Annotated in this window: 14 protein-coding genes; 6 read left to right on the forward strand and 8 right to left on the reverse strand. The window is 70.1% G+C overall.

Going from position 1 to position 20,287, the window contains the following annotated elements:
* The first annotated feature begins 11 nt into the window (after positions 1–11).
* Both glsA and ACSU1G_RS20810 read left to right on the forward strand, forming a co-directional pair.
* On the forward strand, positions 12–2,003 hold the full coding sequence (gene glsA / locus ACSU1G_RS20805) for a glutaminase A (RefSeq protein ID WP_439281905.1): 1,992 nt from the start codon (positions 12–14) through the stop codon (positions 2,001–2,003).
* Between the two features lie 41 nt (positions 2,004–2,044).
* Positions 2,045–3,547, forward strand: a complete 1,503-nt coding sequence (locus ACSU1G_RS20810; protein ID WP_439281906.1) for an APC family permease — start codon at positions 2,045–2,047, stop codon at positions 3,545–3,547.
* Positions 3,548–3,568: 21 nt separating this feature from the next.
* Here ACSU1G_RS20810 and ACSU1G_RS20815 read toward each other — a convergent pair whose 3' ends face one another.
* The 5 genes from ACSU1G_RS20815 to ACSU1G_RS20835 all read right to left on the reverse strand — a co-directional run bounded on the left by ACSU1G_RS20815 (position 3,569) and on the right by ACSU1G_RS20835 (position 12,920).
* Positions 3,569–5,488, reverse strand: a complete 1,920-nt coding sequence (locus tag ACSU1G_RS20815; protein ID WP_439281907.1) for a heavy metal translocating P-type ATPase — start codon at positions 5,486–5,488, stop codon at positions 3,569–3,571.
* Positions 5,489–5,739: 251 nt separating this feature from the next.
* Positions 5,740–7,962, reverse strand: a complete 2,223-nt coding sequence (locus tag ACSU1G_RS20820; RefSeq protein ID WP_439281908.1) for an NADP-dependent isocitrate dehydrogenase — start codon at positions 7,960–7,962, stop codon at positions 5,740–5,742.
* 137 nt (positions 7,963–8,099) lie between these two features.
* The gene (mgtE, locus tag ACSU1G_RS20825) at positions 8,100–9,476 is read right to left on the reverse strand and encodes a magnesium transporter (protein ID WP_439281909.1); all 1,377 of its coding nucleotides are present in this window, start codon (positions 9,474–9,476) and stop codon (positions 8,100–8,102) included.
* 12 nt (positions 9,477–9,488) lie between these two features.
* Positions 9,489–11,225 carry a bifunctional phosphoribosylaminoimidazolecarboxamide formyltransferase/IMP cyclohydrolase gene (purH, locus tag ACSU1G_RS20830; protein ID WP_439281911.1) on the reverse strand — a complete coding sequence of 579 codons (1,737 nt, stop codon included), beginning with the start codon at positions 11,223–11,225 and terminating at the stop codon, positions 9,489–9,491.
* A gap of 93 nt (positions 11,226–11,318) precedes the next feature.
* Positions 11,319–12,920, reverse strand: coding sequence for a CYTH and CHAD domain-containing protein (locus tag ACSU1G_RS20835; protein WP_439281912.1), 1,602 nt, complete (start codon positions 12,918–12,920; stop codon positions 11,319–11,321).
* 53 nt (positions 12,921–12,973) lie between these two features.
* Between ACSU1G_RS20835 and ACSU1G_RS20840 the strand changes: the two genes are divergently transcribed.
* Positions 12,974–14,350 carry an MFS transporter gene (locus ACSU1G_RS20840; RefSeq protein WP_439281913.1) on the forward strand — a complete coding sequence of 459 codons (1,377 nt, stop codon included), beginning with the start codon at positions 12,974–12,976 and terminating at the stop codon, positions 14,348–14,350.
* A 19-nt stretch (positions 14,351–14,369) separates the two neighbouring features.
* The gene (locus ACSU1G_RS20845; protein WP_439281914.1) at positions 14,370–14,936 is read left to right on the forward strand and encodes a cysteine hydrolase family protein; all 567 of its coding nucleotides are present in this window, start codon (positions 14,370–14,372) and stop codon (positions 14,934–14,936) included.
* Here the strand turns inward: ACSU1G_RS20845 and ACSU1G_RS20850 are convergent, their stop codons facing one another.
* Entirely contained in the window at positions 14,937–16,337 is a 1,401-nt protein-coding gene (locus tag ACSU1G_RS20850) for an MFS transporter (RefSeq protein WP_439281915.1), read from the reverse strand.
* A gap of 56 nt (positions 16,338–16,393) precedes the next feature.
* Entirely contained in the window at positions 16,394–17,293 is a 900-nt protein-coding gene (locus tag ACSU1G_RS20855; protein WP_439281916.1) for a LysR family transcriptional regulator, read from the reverse strand.
* A gap of 185 nt (positions 17,294–17,478) precedes the next feature.
* On the opposite strand from ACSU1G_RS20855, the gene ACSU1G_RS20860 reads away from it, so the two are divergent.
* Entirely contained in the window at positions 17,479–18,822 is a 1,344-nt protein-coding gene (locus tag ACSU1G_RS20860) for an MFS transporter (protein WP_439281917.1), read from the forward strand.
* A 12-nt stretch (positions 18,823–18,834) separates the two neighbouring features.
* Here the strand turns inward: ACSU1G_RS20860 and purN are convergent, their stop codons facing one another.
* Entirely contained in the window at positions 18,835–19,425 is a 591-nt protein-coding gene (gene purN, locus ACSU1G_RS20865) for a phosphoribosylglycinamide formyltransferase (RefSeq protein ID WP_439281918.1), read from the reverse strand.
* A gap of 42 nt (positions 19,426–19,467) precedes the next feature.
* Here purN and ACSU1G_RS20870 point away from each other — a divergent pair, with 42 nt between their 5' ends.
* Positions 19,468–20,283, forward strand: coding sequence for an ABC transporter ATP-binding protein (locus ACSU1G_RS20870; protein WP_439281919.1), 816 nt, complete (start codon positions 19,468–19,470; stop codon positions 20,281–20,283).
* Positions 20,284–20,287: the final 4 nt, after the last annotated feature.

The raw sequence follows: 20,287 nt of genomic DNA on the forward strand, positions 1-20,287 counted from the left end.
AGGCTGAGGGTATGAGATCCCCCGTGCAGGAGTACCTCGACCGTCTGGTCGAGCAGATCCGCCCCGTCGACGAGGGCACCACCTATCAGGCCGTGCCCTCGGCCGCCGCCATGGACCGCTCCCTGTTCGGCCTGGCCCTGACCACGGTGGAGGGACATTGCTACGCGGCCGGGGACGCGGACCATTCCTTCTCCCTGCAATCGATCTCCAAGGCCTTCACCTACGGGATGGCCCTGGAGGACCTCGGGCCGGAGAAGGTGCAGGAGAAGATCGACGTGGAGCCCTCCGGGGACCCGTTCAACGAGGTCTCCCTGCAGGCCGGGACGGGCCGCCCGGACAACCCGATGATCAATGCCGGGGCCATCGCCACCACCTCCCTCATCAAGGGCCGGGGTGGCCGCGACCGGATCGGCCGGATCGTCAACACCTTCTCCGACGCCGCCGGACGGGATCTCAAGGTCTCCGACGCCGTGTTCAAGGCCGAGGACAAGGCCGGGCACCGCAACCGGGCCCTGGCCTGGCTGCTGCGGTCCTTCGGGATCCTGGAGACCGACCCCGAGCCCTCCGTGCAGGACTACTTCCGCCAGTGCTCCATCCTGGTCACGGCGAAGGACCTCTCCATGATGGCTGCCACCCTGGCCAACCAGGGTGTCAACCCGGCCACCGAGGAGCGCGTCTTCTCCCCCCGGGTGGTCCGCTGGGTGTTGTCCGTCATGTCCACCTGCGGCATGTATGACGACGCCGGCACCTGGGCCATCGAGATCGGCCTGCCGGCCAAGTCCGGCGTGGGCGGTGGCCTGCTCGTGGTGGTCCCCGGCCAGATGGGCGTGGGCGTGTTCTCCCCACCCCTGGACGAGCACGGCACCTCCGTGCGCGGCAGCCTGGCCATCGCGCAGATCACCCAGGACTTCGGACTGCACTACGGTGACGTCCCGCCGCTGGGCCGGTCCACCGTGCGGGCCCGCTATGACCTCTCCGAGGTCCCCTCCTCCGTGCCCCGCAGCGTGGAGGCACTGCAGGTCCTGGAGAAGCACGGCCACGAGTGCCGCATCATCGAGGTGGGCGGGGACATCGGCTTCGCCGAGGCCGAGACCCTGACGCGCGCCGCCGTGGAGCTGGACGACTCCGTCCGCACGCTCGTGGTGGACGTACGCAAGGTGGACGACTTCGGCACGGCCGCCGCCCGGCTGCTCACCCCCGTGGTGCGTGGATTCCTGCGCACCGGCCGGGACGTGCTCCTGTTGGACGACGACGAGGCCCTGACCCGCTCCCTGCTGGCCCACGCCGCCGAGTCCGAGGAGGGGGCCCTGCCGGACCCGTTGCCGGAGACCTCCACCTGGCCCTCCTCCGGCCCCACGCCGGACGGATCGCCCACCGCGGATGACGCACACACCCGGGATGCCGCGGTCTATGACCTGGCCCCCGCCGAACCGCACCTGACCGATGTGGAGGCGGCCGACGTCGGGCCCGACTTCCGGTTGTTCCTCTCCCGGTCCCTCGCGCTGGAGTGGATTGAACAGCGGCTGCTGGCGCACCACGCCCCCGAGCTGGTGCCCACGGGCAGCCAGGAGCCCACCCGCTCCCCGGTGCTGGAGATGTTCAGCGATGAAGACGCGGACACCCTGGCGGCGTTCATGGAGACCCGCAGCTACCGGGCCGGACAGGTCATCCGCCGCACGGGCCAGCCCTTCGGCGGGATCTACTTCATCACCGCCGGTCAGGTCGAACTCATGGGACAGGGATCCGGCGGACGCCGCTACCGGCAGTCGTACCTGTCCCCCGGCATGATCTTCGGCGAGATCGCGCTGGGGCAGGCCGGGCGCCAGGTCACCACCGTCCGAGCGGTCGGTCCGGTGACCACGCGGGTGCTGACCGCCCAGGTGATCTCCGCGCTGGAGGAATCCGACCCGCAGCTGGCCATCAAACTCTGGTCAGCACTGGCCCGGGACGCCTACACCTCCGTGGAGCAGATGAGCCGGGAGTCCGGCGCCCGCTACGAGTAGGGCATTGACCCCGTCCGGCGGCCGGGGCCAGACTGCCCACCATGAGCACCTCTGACACGGACGTCCACCACGCCCCACCAGACGGCGGGGACGGGGAACTCAAACGCGTCCTCGGACCCAAGCTGCTGCTGCTGTTCATCGTGGGCGACGTGCTCGGGGCAGGGATCTACGCCGTCACCGGCGAGATGGCGGGCATGGTGGGTGGCATCCTCTGGCTGCCCTTCCTGCTGGCGTTCACCGTGGCCACCATGACGGCGTTCTCCTACCTCGAGCTCGTCACGCACTACCCCCAGGCCGCCGGGGCGGCGCTCTACACGCACAAGGCCTTCGGCATCCACTTCGTCACGTTCCTGGTGGCCTTCGCCGTGGTCTGTTCCGGCATCACCAGCGCGTCCACCTCCGCCAACGTCCTGGCCCAGAACTTCTTCGGAGGGCTGGATGTCAACGGCTGGATCGGGCCGGTGGACCAGGGAGCCGTGACGGCCGTGGCCCTGGGCTTCATGGTCCTGCTCGCCTTGATCAACCTGCGGGGTGTGGGCGAGAGCATCAAGTTCAACGTCTTCCTGACCCTGGTGGAGGTCGTCGCCCTGTGCATCGTGATCGGCGTGGGCTTCTTCGCCATGGCCCAGGACGGCTCGGACCTGAGCCAGATCTTCGTCTTCCAGGACAACAACGAGAAGGGCCTGTTCCTGGCGGTCACGGCGGCCACATCGATCGCGTTCTTCGCCATGGTGGGCTTCGAGGACTCGGTGAACATGGTCGAGGAGACCAAGGACCCGGTGCGCATCTTCCCCCGGACCATGCTGACCGGCCTGGGGATCGCGGTGACCTTCTACATGCTGGTGGCCGTCTCAGCCGTGGCCGTGCTCTCCCCCACCGAGCTCGCCCGGATCGGTGAGGCTGAGGGCCGGGCCTTGCTGGAGGTCGTGGCGAAGGGCTCGCCGGACTTCCCGGTGGACCGGGTCTTCCCGTTCCTGGCGGTCTTCGCCGTGGCCAACACCGCCCTGATCAACATGCTGATGGCCAGTCGGCTGGTCTACGGCATGGCCAAGCAGAACGTGCTGCCGCGGACCCTCGGCAAGGTGTTGCCGCACCGCCGCACGCCCTGGGTCGCCATCATCTTCACGACCCTGCTGGCCCTGTTCCTGATCTGGTACGTCACCAGTGATCCGGAGAGCAACATCGTCACCAACCTCTCCAGCACCACCGCACTGCTGCTGTTGTGCGTCTTCACCGTGGTGAACGTGGCGTGCATCGTGCTGAGGCGCCGCCGTGGCCCGGACCCCGAGTCCGGCAAGGCCTTCAACTCGCCCCGGCTGCTGCCCTACCTGGCCGCAGTCCTCGCCCTGTTCCTCGTGGGCCCCTGGGTGGACCGGGACCCCATGGTCTACCAGATCGCCGGCGGTCTCATGGTGCTCGGCGTGGTGCTGTGGGTCCTCACCTACTTCATCAACCGGGCCGCGCACCGCGACCAGGGGACGCCGGTGGGCGACTTCAAGATCGGCGAGGACGACCACCTTCCGCCCCGGCCGCCGGGGCGCTGACGGTGCGGGAGTCCCTCCGGGTCAGCGCGCGGTGAGCTCGGCGCGGGCCTGCCCAGAACGGTCCTGCAGGTCGGCGAAGTCCCGCATCTCGTGCCGCCCGCCGCGCATGGCACGCAGCGAGTTGGCAATGGCCACCACGTCCACGACCTCCTGCAACAGGGCACCGACGATCGCCGGGATGACCCCGAAGGCCGCAGTCACCATCAGCACCAGGGACAGGGCGATGCCGACCCAGATGGATTCCTTCGCCACGCGCAGCGTGCGCTGGCCCACGGAGACGGCCACGGCGGCCCGGGAGATGTCGTCCCGGATGATGACGACGTCTGCCGTCTCCGAGGCTGCCGTCGATCCCCTCGCCCCCATCGCGACCCCGACGTCGGCGACGGCCAGCACCGGCGCGTCGTTGACACCGTCGCCGACCATCATCACCGGGCCGGGCTCCACGCCGCGGACCCACCGGACCTTGTCCTCGGGCAGCAGCTCGGCATAGATGCCCGTGATCCCCGCCTGGGCGGCCACGTGACGGGCCGTGGCCTCGGCATCCCCGGTGAGCATCACGCGCTGGGTGACACCCAACCGGTCCAGTTCCTCCAGCGTGGCGGCGGCGTTGGCCCGCAGCTGGTCGGAGAGGATCAGGGTGCCGGCGAAGACGCCCCCCACCCCGACGTAGACGGCGGACTCCCCCGGCCGCAGCTCTGTGAGCCTGAAACCGGTGGTGTGCTCACGGACGTAGGCGGACTTGCCCACGATGACGAGACGGCCCTCCAACTCGGCCGTGACGCCGTGGGTCGCCTCCTCCCTGGCCTCGGTGGCGGTGATCAGCTCGAGGCCCCGGTCCACGGCGGCCTGTCGGATGGAATCGGCCAGCACGTGGACCGAGTACTGCTCGGCGGACGCGGCCAGCCTCAGCAGCTCACCCGCATCGAGCCCCGCACCTGACGCTGGGGCGGGTTCCGGGCGGACATCCAGCAGCTCGGGGTGGCCGTAGGTCAGGGTCCCGGTCTTGTCGAAGGCCGCCGCGCGGACGGTGCCGAGCGTCTCGAGGGTGCCCCCAGACTTCACGATGACGCCGTTCTTGGCGGCCCGGGACATCCCGCCGAGGAAGGCCACCGGTGCGGCGATCAGCAGGGGGCAGGGGGTGGCCACCACGAGGACTTCGGCGAAGCGGACCGGATCCCCGGACAGCCACCAGGCGATCCCGCCGATGAGGTAGGCGATGAGCGTGAAGGGGACCGCATACCGGTCGGCCAGGCGCACCAAGGGGGACCGGGACTCGGAGGCCTCCCGCACCAGGTCCAGGATCCGCGCGTACTGGGAGTCCTCCGGTCGCGTGGTGACCTCCAGCACGAGGGCCTGCTGGCCGTTCAGCGCCCCGGAGAGCACCGGGTCCCCGGACCGTCTGGTCACCGGCAGGGACTCACCGGTGAGGGACGATTCGTCGAAGTCGGCGACCACGTCCGTCCCTGCCAGGACTCCGTCCACGGGGACGACCTCGGCCGGTCGCAGCAGCAGTCGGTCACCGACGACCACCTCGGCCACGGGGATGTCCACGGTGCTTCCGTCCTCCTGCAACCGGTGTGCGATGTGTGGGGCCCGCTCCAGCAGAGCGGTCAGGCTGCGCTTGGCCCGGCCTTCCGCGTAGACCTCGAGGGCCTCCCCGCCGGTGAGCATCAGGCAGACCAGGAGGGCGGCAAGGTACTCCCCCACCAGCAGCGTGGCCGCGATCGCGGTCACGGCCAGGATGTCGATGCCCCAGTGTCCCGCCAGCAGATCCCGCACCATGCCGACGGCGGTGTAGAGGGCGACCCCCAAGCCGAAGGCCGTGGCCACCCAGCGGGCCGGCCCCTGCAGGGAGGAGGACTCCAGCACCAGGGTGGCCACCAGGGCCAGAAGCGTCGCCACCACCCAGGGTGAGGACCGCACCACAGACCAGAACTTCATCTCTCTCCTCGCGCCCAGCCGTCGCCGCGGGGCTACAGCCCGTGGTGGATGATCTTCACCTAGTGACGATGTTCTCCGATCTGGCGCGGGTTTTCCAGACGGGCGGGACTCACCTCACGCCCCAGCCGCCGGAGCGCCGACCCGAACGGAGAACTGGAAGCCGCCGGATGACCCTGATCCCCGGACATTCCGGGAATCGGGTCACCTGGCGACCTCCAGTTGGGTGGGATCAGTGGTGTGGTGCGTCCGGGTTACTTGACCAGCTTGGCCACGATCGCGTTGAGGGTGGCCGAGGGGCGCATGGCCTCGAAGACCCGGTCCTTGGACGGGTAGTAGTAGCCCTTGATGTCCACCGGAGCCCCCTGGACGGTGTTGAGCTCGTCCAGGATCTGCTGCTCGTTCTCGGTCAGGTCCGCGGCGATCTCGGTGTACTTGGAGGCCAGCTCCGCGTCCTCGGTCTGCCGCGCCAGCTCCTGGGCCCAGTACATGGCCAGGTAGAAGTGCGAACCCCGGTTGTCGAGCTCGCCGACCTTGCGGGACGGGCTGCGCCCCTCCTCGAGGAACGTGCCGGTGGCGCGGTCCAGGGTGTCTGCCAACACCTGGGCGCGCGCGTTGCCGTGGGAGACGGCCTCGTGCTCGAAGGAGACGGCCAGGGCCAGGAACTCACCGAGGGAGTCCCACCGCAGGTGGTTCTCCTCCACGAACTGCTGCACGTGCTTCGGGGCGGAGCCGCCGGCACCGGTCTCGAAGAGGCCACCGCCGTTGATCAGCGGGACGATCGAGAGCATCTTGGCGGAGGTGCCGAGCTCGAGGATCGGGAACAGGTCCGTCAGGTAGTCGCGCAGGACGTTGCCGGAGACGGAGATGGTGTCCTCGCCGCGGCGGATCCGCTCCAGGGTGAAGGCCGTGGCGGCCTCCGGGGCCATGATCTCCAGCTGCAGGCCTTCGGTGTCATGGTCTTCGAGGTACTCGTTGATCTTGGCGATCAGGTTGGCGTCATGCGCGCGGTGCTCGTCCAGCCAGAACACGGCCGGCGTCTGGGAGGCGCGGGCGCGGGTCACGGCCAGCTTGACCCAGTCGCGCACCGGCACGTCCTTGGTCTGGCAGGCGCGCCAGATGTCCCCGGCCTGAACCGCGTGCTCGATCAGCACGGCACCGGAGCCGTCCACCACCTGGACGGTGCCGGCGGTCTCGAGGATGAAGGTCTTGTCATGGGAGCCGTATTCCTCGGCCTTCTGCGCCATCAGCCCCACGTTCGGGACGGTGCCCATGGTGGTCGGATCGAAGGCTCCGTTGGCCCGGCAGTCATCGATGACCACCTGGTACACGCCGGCGTAGGCGGGATCCGGGAGCACGGCCAGGGTGTCCTGCTCCTGGTCATCCTTGTTCCACATGTGCCCGGAGGTGCGGATCATGGCCGGCATGGAGGCGTCCACGATCACGTCCGAGGGGACGTGCAGGTTGGTGATGCCCTTGTGGGAGTTCACCATGGCCAGGTCCGGGCCGTTCGCGTAACCGGCCTCGATCTCTGCCTTGACGCCCTCGGCGACCTCCGCGTCCAGGGTGTCCAGCCCGGAGAGGATGGCGGCCAGCCCGTTGTTCGCCGACAGCCCGGCGGCGTCCAGCTGGGCGCCATAGGTGGCGAACAGGGACGGGAAGTAGGCCTTGACCACGTGACCGAAGATCACCGGGTCGGAGACCTTCATCATGGTGGCCTTGAGGTGGGCGGAGAACAGGATGCCCTCCTCCTTGGCCCGGGCGATCTGGGCGGTCAGGAACTCGTCCAGGGCCTTCGCGGACATGAAGGTGCCATCCACGATCTCCCCGGCGAGCACCGGGAAGTCGTCCTTGAGCACGGTCGTCTCACCGGAGTCGTCCACGAGCTGGATGCGGATGGTGCCGTCCTCCGGGATGACCACGGACTTCTCGTTGTGGAAGAAGGAGTCGGCGTCCATGGCGGCCACGTTGGTCTTGGAGTCGGCAGACCAGGCACCCATCGAGTGCGGGTGCTTCCTGGCGAAGTTCTTCACGGCCTTCGGTGCGCGGCGGTCCGAGTTGCCCTCGCGCAGGACGGGGTTCACGGCCGAGCCCTTGACGGAGTCGTAGCGGGCTCGGGCGTCCTTCTCCTCGGCGGTCTTCGGCTCGTCCGGGTAGGCCGGGAGTGCGAAGCCGTCCGCCTGCAGCTCGGCCACGGCGGCCTTCAGCTGGGGCACGGAGGCCGAGATGTTCGGCAGTTTGATGACGTTGGCATCGTCAGACTTCACCAGCTCACCGAGCTCGGCCAGGGCGTCGTTGACCCTCTGGTCAGCCGGCAGCACCTCGTTGAAGGCCGCCAGGATGCGGTTGGCCAGGGAGATGTCCCGGGTCTCCATCCCCACACCGGCCGTCGAGGCGAAGGCCTCCACGAGCGGTAGCAGGGAGCCGGTGGCCAGCATGGGAGCCTCGTCGGTATAGGTGTAGATGATCTTCGACATGAAGCGTGCGTCTCCTCGCAGGGCGCGCCGGTGGGCACGGCCCGAGTCGTGGTGATGGGTCAATCGGCCCCTAATCTACCGGAGGCGGCGGCCCGGACTCCCATCGTGTCCGGACCGGGCCACCGCACGGGCCGCGCTCAGAGTCCCAGCACGGCGCGGGCGATGAGGAAGTAGACGATCAGCCCCAACGCATCCACCACGGTGGAGATGAACGGATTGGAGAAGACGGCCGGGTCCACCCCGATCCGCCGGGCGATGATGGGCATCAACGATCCCACCGAGGCCGCCAGGGTGCAGATCGTCATCAGCGTCAGGCCGATGACGATCCCGATGGACCAGGCGTAGACGAGCCCGGCCACCACCAGCCCGAGCGTGCCCAGCAGGGCGCCCAGGCTCAGTCCGACCGCAAACTCGCGCCGCACCACCCGCAGGGTGTCCCCTGGTCTCACATCCCCCAGGGCCAGGGCCCGGGTGACGGTGGTGGCTGCCTGGTTTCCGGTGTTGCCGCCGGTGCCGATGAGCAGGGGGACGAAGACGGAGAGGACCACCATCTGCTCGAGGGTCGCCTCGAAGACCTCCAGCACCTGGACGGTCAGGGTCGCCCCCACGGCCAGGACCAACAGCCACACCATGCGCGAGCGCACGAGGCTCCGCACGGAGGTGGAGAGGTAGGGCTGGGACAACGGTTCCGAACCACCCGAGCGCGCGGCGTCCTCCGTCTCCTCCTCCGCCAGGATCCGGGTCGCGTCCGCCAGGGTCAGCACACCCACGATCCGTGCGCCCTCATCGAGCACCGGCAGGGCGAGCAGGTCCTCGTCCAGGAGCCGGCGGGCTGACACCTCGTCGTCCTCGGTGGTCCCCACGGTCTCCAGGGCCGTCCCCATCAGATCGGCGACGGCGGCCCCCTCGGCCGCGCTGGCCAGGACCGTCAGCTCCACCATCCCGAGCAGCCGGTGCCCGGGCCCGACCACCGGCAGGCTCACCAGCCGGCGCTGGCGCCGCCGGGGCACCCCGGATTCCCGGAGGGCCCGCAACGCCTCACCGGCGGTCATGCCCGGGCGCAGTTCGACGAGCACGGGCCCCATCCGGCGGCCCACCGACCCGGGCGGGTATCCCAGGACCCGGCCGGCGGCCTCCCGCTGAGCATGGCCCAGCGTGCCCAGCAACCGTTGGGCCACCTCCGCCGGCACCTCGTCGAGCAAGCGCGCCTGCCCGGAGGCCTGCAGCTGGCCGAACATGTCCTGGACGTCCTCATCCTGCAGTCCGTTGATCAGCTGTGACTGCTGGCGCGGCTCCAGCGCGGCGAAGACCTCGACAGCCGCGTTCTTCTCCAGTAGTCGGAAGACCACGGCCAGACCGCTGGGCTCCGTGCGGCCGAGCAGACGTCCGGCCTTGGCCGGTGACAACTCACGCAGGCCGTCTCGCGCCGCCTCCAGGTCGCCTTGGCGCAGGTCACCACGGATCTCCGCCTCCAGGCGATGGGCCGGATCACGGTCAGAGGATATCGACGTCATCTCGTCCCGCGACTAGCCGTGGAAGAAGTGGCGGGCCCCGGTGAAGTACATGGTGATCCCGGCTGCGTCGGCGGCCTTCACCACGTCCTCGTCCCGGATGGAGCCACCCGGCTGGACCACGGCCCGCACGCCGGCGTCCAGGAGGATCTGCAGGCCGTCGGCGAACGGGAAGAAGGCATCGGAAGCGGCGACCGCACCGCGGGCCCGCTCGGGTGCACCGTCGCCGGTGACGTTCTCGGCTCCACCGGCAGTGGTGATGTCAGCGGTGGTGAGGCCGGCACCCACCTCCTGGGCGCCGGTGGCCGCGGCACCGAGGGTGTTGGCGCGTTCCACGGCCAGCCGGCAGGAGTCCAGGCGGTTGACCTGGCCCATGCCGATGCCGACCGTCGCACCGCCGGAGGCCAGCAGCACGGCGTTGGACTTCGGCGCCCGCACGGCCCGCCAGGCGAAGGCGAGGTCCGCCAGGGTCGCCGGATCGGCGGCCTCACCGGCGGCCAGGGTCCAGGTCTCGGGATCGTCCCCGGCCGCGTCCACCGCGTCGCGGGCCTGCAGCAGCATGCCACCGGAGACCTGTTTGAACTCAATACTGTCGCCTCCGGCGGCCTGGCCGTAGCCCTCCGGCAGGCGCAGCAGGCGGATGTTCTTCTTGGCGGAGAGGATCTCCAGGGCCTCTGCGGCGAAGGACGGGGCGATGACCACCTCGGTGAAGATGTCCTTGACCGCCGTGGCCATGCCCGCCGTCACCTCGCGGTTGGCCGCGATCACGCCACCGAAGGCGGACACCGGGTCGCAGGCATGGGCCTTGCGGTGAGCGGTGGCGATCGCGTCCGCGGCACCGTCGTCACCCACGGCCACGCCGCAGGGGTTGGCGTGCTTGACGATGGCCACCGCAGGCGCCTCGAAGTCGAAGGCGGCGCGCAGGGCCGCATCGGCATCGGCGTAGTTGTTGTAGCTCATCGGCTTGCCGTGCAGCAGCTCGGCCTGGGCGATCCCCGGGGCGGCCCCGTCCTCCACGTAGAGCGCGGCCTTCTGGTGTGGGTTCTCGCCGTAGCGCAAGGTCTCGGCGCGCTGGAGGGTGACACCCGCGTAGGGCGGGAAGATGTTGGCCTCCGGGGTGCCCGCACCGTCGGCGGACTCCTCGTCGGGCTCGAACTGGGCGGCAGTCCAGGCCGCCACCGCGTTGTCATACGCCGCGGTGTGGGCGAAGGCCAAGGCCGCGAGCCGGCGTCGCGCCTTCAGGTCGAAGCCGCCCTGCCCGGCGGCGGAGACCACGTCGCCGTACTTGGCCGGGTCCACGACGACGGCCACGGACGGGTGGTTCTTGGCGGCGGCGCGCACCATGGACGGCCCACCGATGTCGATCTGCTCGACGACCTCGTCCTGGCCCGCCCCGGAGCGGACGGTGTCCACGAAGGGGTAGAGGTTCACCACCACGAGGTCGAAGGGTTGGATGTGCATCTGCTCCAGCTGGGCCACGTGGTCCTCGCGCCGTCGGTCGGCCAGGATCCCGGCATGGACCAGCGGGTGCAGGGTCTTCACGCGGCCGTCCAGGCACTCCTGGAAGCCCGTCACCTCGGACACCTCGGTCACCGGCACCCCGGCCCCCGCGATCCGCTTCGCCGTGGATCCCGTGGAGACGATCTGCACGCCGGCGGCGTGCAGCCCCGTGGCCAACTCCTCCAGACCGGTCTTGTCGTAGACGGAGATCAGGGCCCGCTTGAGCGGGACACGGTCGAGTTGGATGGTCACGTCAGGTACTCCTGGGGTCGAGGACGGGGTCGAGGACGGGGACGGGGTCGAGGACGGGGACGGGGTCGACGCCGGCCCGGCGCCTGCATCAGTCTAGGCCCGATCAGCTCCCCGGCCGCCCGCCAGCTGCGCCACCAGGGCCTCCGCCTCGGCCTCGGTCCGGCTCTGGCGGGCGAACTCGGCGGAGAAGAGCACGCCATAGCCGAAGGTGTCCTCGCCCCGGGTGGCGGCGGCCCTCGAGGTGGCCAGCACGTGTGCCTGGAACATCACCGAGTCCCGGTGCTCCCCCAGGGCCGCCTGCAGTCCCTTCGCGGTCTGCATGCGCTCCACCAGTTCGGCGCCGAACCCCAGGCCGGTGGCCTCCTGCACCGCGGTGACCGCGTAGCGCAGCCGCTTGGCCTCCTTCCGGACCTCGTGCATCAGCTCGAGGCGCGTCTCGTGGTCCTGCCCGGCGCCCACCGTGGCGGCGAGCGCCAGCACGGCGTCCACCTGGCCGGCGGCCAGCGGGACCATCGCCTCGACGGCATCTGCCTCGTCCTGTGCGGGCAAGTCCGCATGGAGCGGCACCTCGAGGGCGAGGGCGTCCAACCGGTTCAGGACCTCGGCGTACCAGGTGCCGCGCATCCGCTTGAGCTGCCGGGCATGCGCCGCATCGTACGTCGTGGCCTGGGAGCGTTGCAGCCGCTTGACCGTGCGGCCCGGGATCAGCCCCGCCACCGGGCCCCCACCTCCGCCGGGCAGTGCCTCGATCCGCTGCGCCACCAGGTCCCGCACCACCTCGGCGTCCCGGGCCACGGACAGCAGCCGGCCCAGCGTCTTCAGGTCCCGGACCACGGCCCCGGTGACCTCGCGATCCAGCAGCGGCGCATAGGTCTGCAGGAGGGAACGCAGGGTGCGGCAGGAGACCCGGTATTGGTGCACCGAGTCCTCCACATCGCACCGCACCAACGGATCCCAGTCTTTGAGGACTGCCAGCTGGGCCCGCACCGTGGCGGTCAGGACCGAGCGCACACCGAGGGGGCCGCCGTCGTGCCCTGCGGTGTTCCCGTGCCCAGCCAGTGGGGCCTGCGGATCCAGCGGATCCGCCGTGGCGCCGACCACCCGCTCCACCGTGGCCCCGGCCGTGGAGGCCCGCGCGCCGGCGGCCTGGAGCACCGACCCCACGCCGTCCAGGAGTCCCTGGGAGCCGGGCTCGCTCACCTCGACCACCCACTCGCGCCAGTGCTGGACGCTGGATTCGGCGGGGAGGCCCACGGCCCGGGCGGCCACCTGGTCGTCACGGACCTCCGCGAGCAGGTGACCCTGAGAGTCCAGCAGGTCCACCGTGGAGCGCAGGGTGTCCAGCCGGGCGATCTGTGTCAGGGCCTTGCCGCGGACATGGACGTGGACGAGATCCCGGATGCGCCGCGGCACGGTCAGGTCCTCGGAGCCCGGGGGTGAGCGCATCTCGATCCGGCGCTCGCCCCGGCCGATCACCACGTGCCAGCCGGCATCAGCGCCTCCGGTGCGGCGCCGCAGGGTGACGTGGTGGGCGGACAGGTCCCGGTCCGCCGTGTCGAAGTAGACGGCCTCGAGGGCCGTCGGCGGATGGTGGCGCACCCGGGCCACACCGTCCACCCCGGTCAGGCGCGGCAGGCGTGCCGGCCCGTCGATGTCGTACGTCCGCTCGAGCTCCTCCTGGGCTGGGTCCGTCATGCCTCCATGGTCCCAGAGCCCGGCCCCGCGGCGGCCGGTGGAACAATGGCGGGGTGAGCCAGCACCCCAGCACCGTCAGCCCGCCCACGGGCGAGGAGATCGTCCAGAGCCTGCCCTGGCGGTGGAACACCCAGGGCCGGGTGTTCATTATCGGCGGACTCGGCTTCATGTTCGACGCCTGGGACGTCTCCCTGAACGGTGTGCTCATCCCCCTGTTGCGCGAGGAGTGGTCCCTGAGCGTGGGCCAGGCCGCCTGGATCGGCACGGCCAACCTGATAGGGATGGCCGTGGGCGCCTTCGTCTGGGGCACCGTCGCGGACCGGATCGGGCGCAAGAAGGCCTTCACGGCCACCCTGCTGATGTTCTCCCTGTTCACCCTGGCCGGGGTCCTGACCGGGGACGTCCTCTGGTTCGTGCTCTTCCGATTCCTGGCCGGCTTCGGCCTGGGTGGGTGCATCCCCGTGGACTACGCGCTCGTGGGAGAGTTCACCCCGCGGAAGCACCGTGGCACCGTGCTCACGGCGATGGACGGCTGGTGGCCGGTCGGCGCCGCGGCCTGCGGATTCCTCTCCGCCTGGCTGGTGGCAGAGTTCGGTGACTGGCGGCTGCCGATGCTGGCCATGATCCTGCCCGCCCTGCTGGTGTTCTTCGTCCGGCTGCACGTGCCCGAGTCGCCGTTGTTCCTCATCCAACAGGGCCGCGAGGCCGAGGCCCGGGGTGTCATCGATGAGATGGTGCGCCGCACGGGGGCCGCGCCGCGCGAGTACGTGATGCCGGTGGTGCCGGCGCCGAAACCGCTGACCGTGGGGGCCCTCGGTGAGCAGCTGGCGGAGTTGTGGCGGCACTCCTGGCGCATCACGACCGTGGCCTGGGCCCTGTTCTTCACCCTCATGCTCGTCTACTACCTCGCCCTGCAGTGGCTGCCCACCTTCCTCATCGAGGCCGGGTACGAGCAGTCGCGGGCGTTCATCATGACCGGTGCCATGGCCGCCGTCGGACTCCTGGGTGTGGTGGTGGCCGCCTGGCTCGTGGAGAAGACCGGCCGCAAGTGGCTGCTGGCGGTCACCGCCGTGGTGGCGTCCTTCCTGCTGGTCGCGCTGGCCGCGCTACTCCAGGTCCCCACGGCGGTGCTCCCGTTGGTCCTGGGGTTCGGCTTCGTGGTGCAGATCGCCATCCCCGTGCTGTACGCCTACGTCTCCGAGCTGTACCCCACCGAGCTTCGGGGCTCCGGGTTCGGCTGGGCCTCGGCGGTCTCCCGCATCGCGGCCGGCGTGGGTCCCTTGGTGTTCGTGGCCTACCTCGTGCCGGCCATCGGGCTGGCCTGGTCCTTCGTGGTGACCGGCGCGCTCGTGGTGGTGGCCGTCGTCGTGATGATGCTGATGGCACCGGAGACCAAAGGACGCGACCTGGAGGTGACGGAGGTCCCGTGACGGACAGTAGGCTCCCCTCATGAACGCCACGCCGACCGCTGTTGTCCTCATCGATCTGCAGGAGGGATTCTTCGAGTTCCCGGACCTCGCCGACCATCGTGAGTTGATGATCCGCGAGGCCAATTGGCTGGCCGGGGTGGCCCGGGCCGGCGGGCACCCGGTCCTCGTGGTGAACACCATGCATCAGCGGGACCGGTCCACCTGGACGTTGAAGATGCTCGAGGACGGCCAGGGCTTCAACTTCGAGGGCAGCAGCCAGGCCGCGCCCCTGACGGGTCTGGACCTGCGTCCCACCGCGGTCCTGACGAAGACCCGGGACAGTGCCTTCTTCGGCACGGGACTGGCCGATCGTCTCCGGGCGCACGGCCTCCGGCGGCTGATCCTGGCCGGGGTGACCGCCGAGTCCTGCGTCTCGGCCACGGGGCGGGACGCCTTCGCCCATGATTTCGAGGTCGTCTACGCGCGGCTGGCGATCGCGTCCTCGGATGCCGACCGGGGGTGGCGTGACCTGGAGAACCTCGGCGCGGACTTCCGCCAGCCGATCCTCAACCGCCCCGACCTGGAGCGGCTGCTGGCCGGGAAGTAGTCAGCCCCGCGGCGCCCGGTTGGCCTCGATGTCCGCACCGCGCAGCATCCAGAGCGCCACGGTGGCGATCAGCACCACCACGGCCACCCCGATGTAGACCGCCTGCGGGGTCCAACCGCCGTCCAGGAGGCCGCCGGTGGCCAGCGGGGCCAGGATGGCGCCCGCCCGGCCGATGCCGATGGCCCAGCCCGCCCCGGTGCTGCGCATCGAGGACGGGTAGGCCTGCGGGGTGAGCACGTAGAGTCCGGCGATGCAGCCGTTGATCAGCATGCCCACCACGATCCCCAGGGCGAAGACGGCCCAGACGACGGCCGTCGAGGAGATGAACGCCACGATGGCCACCGCGGAACCGATGGTGAACCAGAACAGCGTGGACCGGGTGGACCAGCGCGACGTCAGGAAACCGAACAGCAGCGAGCCGATGGTCCCGCCCAGGGTCAGCATGATGCCCGCGACCACGCTCTGGTTCTGGGTCAGCCCGGACTCGTTGAGCAGGCGCGGGGTCCAGGAGTTGACGAAGTAGAAGCCGAACATCACGGCGAAGAAGGACACCCAGACCAGCACCGTGACCTTCCGGTGGTTCCGGTTGAAGAGCGCGCCGATGCCACGGTCGCCCTCCCCGGCCGCCTCGGATCCGGTGCCCGACGCCGGCCCCGCGGCCCGGGTGCCCGCGTGCGGTCCCGACAGGGCCGGCAAGGCCGACACCGGTGCCTGGCCCACCTTGCGGGCGATGCGGTTGATCTTCTGCAGGGCGTCCGCCGGCCGGCGGTTGTACAGGAAGGCCGCCGACTCCGGCAGCAGGATCAACACCAGGACCAGGGCCACCACGGTCAGCGCGCCACCGAGGGTGTACACCGAGCGCCAGCCGTACTCGCCCATCATCCACACCGCGGCGGTGCCACCGAGGGACGCGCCCACACCGTAGCCGGCCGCGTAGATGCTCACAGCCAGTCCGCGGCGGGCGCGGTTGGCGTACTCGGAGGAGATGACGTTGGTCCCCACCAGGATGCCGCCGATCCCGAGACCGGTGACGATGCGCCAGACGCCCAGCTCCGCGGCGTTGGCGGACGTGGCCGAGAGGAAGAGTCCGGCCGCGTTGACGACGATCGCCAGGATGGTCATGTTCCGCCGGCCGATCCGGTCCGCCACCGGGCCGAGGGTCAGGGAGCCCACGGCCATCCCCAGCAGGCCGGCGCTGAGCAGGAAGCCCAGCTCGGCACCGCTCAGCCCGAACTCCTCCGTGACGGGGGTCGCCGTGAAGGCCATGGCAAGCACGTCATAGCCGTCCAGGGCGTTGAGGAAGGTGCAGATGCCGATGATGAGCCACTGGTAGGCACCCATGGGTGAGTGTTCGATGCGTTGGCGCAGATCGCCGCTGTGCTGGTCCTGGACCGAAGCCATGAAAATACCTATCTCGATAGTGAGTTAGTTTGCACACAGACTATCGGTGAGCCTGCTCACACGCAATCAGATGACGCACCGACCGCCTGGATGGCCGCCCGGACCCGCCGCGACACCCGGCCCGGCAACGTCACCGCCACGATGGAGTTCGGAGTGATGTCATCCGCGACCGGCCGATAGACCACCGACTCCCCCGTGTACGTCGCACCGGTGGCGGGGATGCTGTTGGCGAAGGAGAATCCGTGCCCACCGGCCACGAGCGAACGGATCGTCTCCATGTTCGAGCTGGTCCACCGCACGTCCATCGCCAGCCCCACCGACTCCACGATGGCCGTGAGCCGCTGGATCGTGGGCGGCACGTCCAGGAGGATGGCCGGCTCCGGCACCACCTCCCGCAACCAGACCCGCTCCTCGCCCGCGAGCCGATGACCGACCGGCAGGATCACGTGCAGCTGCACGGGGACGAGGTCCGTGACCGTCAGCGACGTCCCGGCCTGCTGACGGTAGAGGAAGGCGACGTCGATCCGCCCGCCGAGCACCTGCTCCTCCAGTGCACGGGGCGCCCCCTCCACGAACTGGAGATCCAACTGGGCCTGGTCCGCGGCGAGGGAGGCGACGAGTCGCGGCACCAGCTGCGGGGAGAGCGTCACGCCCACCCCGATGCGCACGGCCCCGCGCAGTGCGGTCAGGCTCTCCGAGACGGCGTCACCCGCCTCCTCCGCGGCTTCCAGTACCCGGCGGGCATGGAGCAGGAATTCCCGGCCGGCCGGCGTCGGGACCACGGCGCGCACTCCGCCCCGCGCCAACAGGGGCGCGCCCACGACCCTCTCCAACTGCCCGATCGCCGCCGAGGCCGCCCCCTGGGAGACGTGGCACCGCTGGGCCGCGGCCGTGATCGATCCGGTCTCAACGGCAGCCACGAAGTACTGCATCTGACGCAGTGTGAAATCCACCATCGTTTCTCCTCATGCCGCCCATAGAATCTATTGGCTTCCCACATTAGGTGAGAAACACCACACTTGAGGAAGTCAACCAATTGAGAGGTGGGTCACGTCATACCGGCCCGTGCAGCTCGGGAGGCCGCGAACCTCGTCAGCCGCTGAACCACCACGTCTCACCACGTCATCACCAGGAGTTCTCCGTGAGTATCTCAACCCGACACCAGCAGACCGAGCCTCAGCTCCCGCCGCCCGGTGACACGCCCCAGGACTCCATCAACACCAAGGACATGCGGCGCATCCTGGCCTCCAGCTTCATCGGCAGCGCCATCGAGTACTACGACTTCATCCTCTACGCGACGGCCGCCGCGCTGGTCTTCAACCACGTCTTCTTCGCCGACCTCGACGCCGGCGTCGCCCTCTTCGCCTCGTTCGCCACCCTGGCCGTCGGTTATGTGGCCCGGCCCTTCGGCGGCATCGTCTTCGGCCACTTCGGGGACCGTCTCGGCCGCAAGAAGATGCTCGTGCTCTCCATGCTCATCATGGGTGCGGGCACCGTGCTGATCGGTCTGCTGCCCACCACCGCGCAGATCGGCATCGGCGCCCCGATAGCGCTCGTCCTGCTGCGTGTGGTCCAGGGCGTGGCAGTCGGCGGCGAATGGGGCGGAGCGGCGCTCATGGCGCTGGAGCACGCCCCACAGAAGCACCGTGGATTCGCCACGGCCTTCGCCAATGGGGGCAGCCCCGCCGGCGCCATCCTGGCCACCCTCGTGGTCTCCGCGACCTCGGCCCTCACGGGTGACGCCTTCCTCGAGTGGGGGTGGCGCATCCCCTTCCTGCTCTCGGCTGCCCTGATCGTGGTCGGCATGGTCATCCGTCTCAAGGTCGCGGAGACCCCCTCCTTCCAGCGGCTGGACCAGGAGGCCGAGAAGACCCGCGAGCGCCTGCCGCTCCTGGACGTCCTGCGCAACCACCCCCGGGCCGTGGTCCTCTCGCTGTTCGCCGCCATGAGCTTCTACGCCTGCCAGACCATCCTGACCATGTGGGGTGTCTCCGCGGCCGTCAGCAACGGTGTGGACCAGGAGGGTGTGTTGAACGTGAAGGCGGCGGGCGCCTTCGTGACCCTGATCGTGACGTTCTGGTCCGCCCGGCTCTCCGACCGCATCGGCCGCCGCCGCACGCTGGCCATAGGCGGGGTGCTGGGGATCATCCTGGCCTACCCCTTCGTCCTGCTCCTGAACAACGGCACCCTCTGGGGCTTCGCCCTCGCCATCCTGCTGGGCAACGGCGTGGTGCAGGCCATGCTGTACGGCCCGATCGGAGCCTTCATCGCCGAGCAGTTCCCCGCCCGGGTCCGCTACACGGGGGCCTCGCTGGCCTACCAGGGCGCCTCGACCCTGGGTGCCGGTTTCACCCCGATGATCGCCACGGGCCTCATGCTGGTGGGCGGCACCCTGGCGGTGGCCGGGTTCTGGATCGCCATCCTGGTCGCGGGACTGATCGCCGTGCTGCTGACGAGCGAGGGCACCCGCCGGGTCATCGACTGAACCGGTGGGGGTTCAGGCGGGCCGGTAGTCCCCCGGGGTCTTCCCGGCGGCCAACTCCGCGAGCACCACGAGCAGCAGGTTCCGTTCCTGGACCTTGATCCGCTCGTGCAGGGTCTGCTCCGTGTCCGTGTCCAGCACGGGCACGGCGGCCTGCGCCAGGATCGGGCCGGTGTCCACGCCCGCGTCCGCCACGTGCACGGTGCAGCCGGTGACCTTGACCCCGTACCGCAGGGCGTCCCGGACCCCGTGGGCGCCGGGGAACGCGGGCAGCAGCGCCGGGTGGGTGTTGAGGTACCGGCCGTCGAAGGCCTCGATGAACTCCGGCCCCGCGATCCGCATGAATCCGCTGGAGAGCACGTAGTCCGGGGCGTAGGCGGCCGTCTTCACGGTCAGCGCGTGGTTCCAGGCGGCCCGGTCGTCGAACCGCGCGAAGTCCACCACGAAGGTCTCGATCCCGGCGGCCGCAGCGCGGGCCAGCGCGCCGGCGTCGGGCGTGTCCGATCCCACCGCGGCGATCTGGACGTCCAGGGTGCCGGAGGCCACGGCGTCCAGCACCGCCTGCAGGTTGGATCCGGAACCGGAGGCGAGGGCCACGATGCGCATGGGATCATCCTAAGTCGGCCCACGTCCGCGTAGGGTCATCCCATGATCTCGTATGGATCCGTCAGCAAGCGCTTCCGCGATGGCACCCTGGCCGTGGATGACTTCTCCCTCGAGGTACCCCAGGGGTCTCTGACCGTCCTGGCCGGTTCCTCCGGATGCGGCAAGACCACGCTGCTGAGGATGGTCAACCGGATGGTGGACCCCACCGCCGGCCGGGTCGAGGTGGACGGTCAGGACGTGGCCGGCCAGGACCCCGTGGCCTTGAGGCGGCGGATCGGCTACGTCATGCAGAATGCGGGGCTGCTCCCCCACCGCACGGTGGGACAGAACATCGCCACCGTCCCCCGGCTGAACGGCATGGACCGGGCCGCGGCACGGCGCAAGACCGCGGACATGATGGACCTCGTGGGCCTGGCCCCGAACCTGGCGGACCGCTACCCGGCCCAGCTCTCCGGCGGACAGCAGCAGCGCGTGGGCGTGGCCCGCGGGCTGGCCGCCGATCCGGAGCTCTTGCTGATGGACGAGCCCTTCGGCGCCGTGGACCCCCTGGTGCGCGGCGAGCTGCAGCGCCAGCTCCTGGAGCTGCACCGCCAGCTCGGCACGACCATCCTGTTCATCACGCATGACATGGACGAGGCCCTGAGCCTCGGCGACCACATCGTGCTGCTCGAGGCCGGCGCGCAGGTCGCCCAGCAGGGTACCCCGCGGGACTTCGTCTCCGCCCCGGCCAGCGACTTCGTGCGGACCTTCCTCGGCCTGGAGCGCGGCCAGCGCACCCTGCACCGCGAGACGGCGGCGGACGGCTCCGTGCTCGTGGTGGATCCCCACGGCCGTCCCGCCGGGGTGTTGGCGGAGTGACGGT

The organism is Microbacterium sp. A93, from assembly GCF_051842835.1.

Coding starts and splice junctions, on each gene's coding strand:
- ACSU1G_RS20870 (WP_439281919.1), top strand. CDS start 19,468: ATGATCTCGTATGGATCCGTCAGCAAGCGCTTCCGCGATGGCACCCTG.
- ACSU1G_RS20815 (WP_439281907.1), bottom strand. CDS start 5,488: ATGAAGTTCTGGTCTGTGGTGCGGTCCTCACCCTGGGTGGTGGCGACG.
- glsA (WP_439281905.1), top strand. CDS start 12: ATGAGATCCCCCGTGCAGGAGTACCTCGACCGTCTGGTCGAGCAGATC.
- ACSU1G_RS20850 (WP_439281915.1), bottom strand. CDS start 16,337: ATGGCTTCGGTCCAGGACCAGCACAGCGGCGATCTGCGCCAACGCATC.
- ACSU1G_RS20845 (WP_439281914.1), top strand. CDS start 14,370: ATGAACGCCACGCCGACCGCTGTTGTCCTCATCGATCTGCAGGAGGGA.
- ACSU1G_RS20855 (WP_439281916.1), bottom strand. CDS start 17,293: ATGGTGGATTTCACACTGCGTCAGATGCAGTACTTCGTGGCTGCCGTT.
- ACSU1G_RS20835 (WP_439281912.1), bottom strand. CDS start 12,920: ATGACGGACCCAGCCCAGGAGGAGCTCGAGCGGACGTACGACATCGAC.
- purN (WP_439281918.1), bottom strand. CDS start 19,425: ATGCGCATCGTGGCCCTCGCCTCCGGTTCCGGATCCAACCTGCAGGCG.
- ACSU1G_RS20820 (WP_439281908.1), bottom strand. CDS start 7,962: ATGTCGAAGATCATCTACACCTATACCGACGAGGCTCCCATGCTGGCC.
- ACSU1G_RS20810 (WP_439281906.1), top strand. CDS start 2,045: ATGAGCACCTCTGACACGGACGTCCACCACGCCCCACCAGACGGCGGG.
- mgtE (WP_439281909.1), bottom strand. CDS start 9,476: ATGACGTCGATATCCTCTGACCGTGATCCGGCCCATCGCCTGGAGGCG.